1 pseudogene is annotated in these 1,695 nt (G+C 58.2%); it reads right to left on the bottom strand.

The window, feature by feature from the left end:
- Window positions 1–1,241: 1,241 nt before the first annotated feature.
- Window positions 1,242–1,601: pseudogene (locus tag HDG39_RS34495) on the bottom strand (lipid II flippase family protein); the annotation flags it as partial.
- Between the last annotated feature and the right edge of the window lie 94 nt (window positions 1,602–1,695).

Below are 1,695 nucleotides of genomic sequence, written 5' to 3'. Positions count from 1 at the left end.
CTCGGCTACTGCATTCCGTCAGTGCAATCGGATTCGGCTGCTCGGGCAGTCGAGGGTATTGTTTGCTCACTTGACACCGGGCCCGCTAATGGGTGCCAACGATCCCGGACGTCGATGTCGACCGACCGCCCTTGGGCAATCTACCGCCCGATGCGGTCGGCCTACGCCGATGAAGCAACGTTCGCCTTTGACAATCGAATGGCCGTTTGCGGGGGCGGACCCGCCGTCTGAATGTCTGCGCGACGGAACGGACGAATGACGCTTGATGGCCGAACCTTGCCGATCGTTGTGCGATCGACAAGTGTCGTGTCATGACCGGCAGCACGCCACCCGTTCGAGCCAGTCGCGATGCCGGTAAGCGGACGTTCATTTAACTGACAGCGCGACCACACGTTGACAATTTGGGCGCTGGCAGCAGCGAAATTTCATGCGCCCCGTTCTGTTCATTGCTTTGTGCGCTCGCCATTCGCCCGTTGATTGCGCGCCCAACCGTCGTCGGGTCGAAAACACACGGTCATTCGACATCGAAGGCGCTGATCACGCCAATTTCGGCTCCGATACAATGCCGCCTTGAATTTCACACGAACTGCTAAGTACAACAATGAGGCCTGCTACAACGTATCCCGTCGATGGAATGGTGACCGAACGTACGATATTGCGCGCCGTTAGCGAAGATTACGCGAGCGAACTACAGGAGTATCACACGGTTAATCGAATGCATCTCCAGCCTTGGGAGCCGTCGAGGCCAGAGAGGTTTTTTGAATTGGACACCATCGCTGACCGACTCCGCGCGATGGCTCATCAAACCGCATTGGGTACGGCTCCCGGACCTTGGCTGCAAGCACGATCGACCCGATCACCGAGGCGAGTCCGCCTTATCAGCAATGCATATCTTGGGTGCAAAGGATGGCGCGCCGCCCCTGACGGATGCCCCATAGCGGAACGTGGCTGGCACACCCCGTAAAAAAGCCGGCGCACCCACCTCCCTGCAAGATCAGCCCTCGGGCGACGGCGTGCGTCAATCTCACGCGTACTGAGTCGCGCACGAAATCGAATCTCGCCCTCGCGTGCAGCAGCTCTCAAAACTCCAAAGTGATGCTTTCGAAACGCCACCGTACGGCTTTCTAAAGCGCGACGCTACGTGCTATGGCATGACTGATGCCGGCGCTAACGAATCCCGGAGCGGCCTTACTATCGCGGTGATCGGTCAATCACCGCGTCCGAGGATGGCACACTGCGCTCTAAATCAGCTCGGCGATGCGTACGATAATGAGCGCGGCCGGTACGAGCATTATTTGCGCGCACACGGTCCCGAGAACACGCGCCCCGGCAAGGGTAGTGATCGCTCGCCGGAAGGTGTTTTCGGGGATTCGGCCTTCGATGACGTCGTCCGTCATGACGGAAACCTGCGGGTCAATGACCACCGCTAACACTACGGTCGCAAAGCCATTAATGACCGACGATAGATTGGCGCACGTCACGCGCAAATCTGGCTTGAGGTATCCCGCGTAGAGCGACGCGAAAACGCCGACAGTCCAGATCGCCATGGCGAAGATATTGAGAGCTATCACCGTCGCGGAGACACCGGTACCGCTCGCTAGCCCCCCGCGTCACAATGGTTGTCGCCTGGATAAAATTGGAATCTGGGGGCGATAAAGAGAGAACAAGTTGGCGCGTTACGGAAATACATTCAAG

Source organism: Paraburkholderia lebeckiae, assembly GCF_014201005.1.
Taxonomy (GTDB): Bacteria; Pseudomonadota; Gammaproteobacteria; order Burkholderiales; family Burkholderiaceae; genus Paraburkholderia; species Paraburkholderia tuberum.
This window is presented reverse-complemented; position numbering and strand designations above follow the sequence as displayed.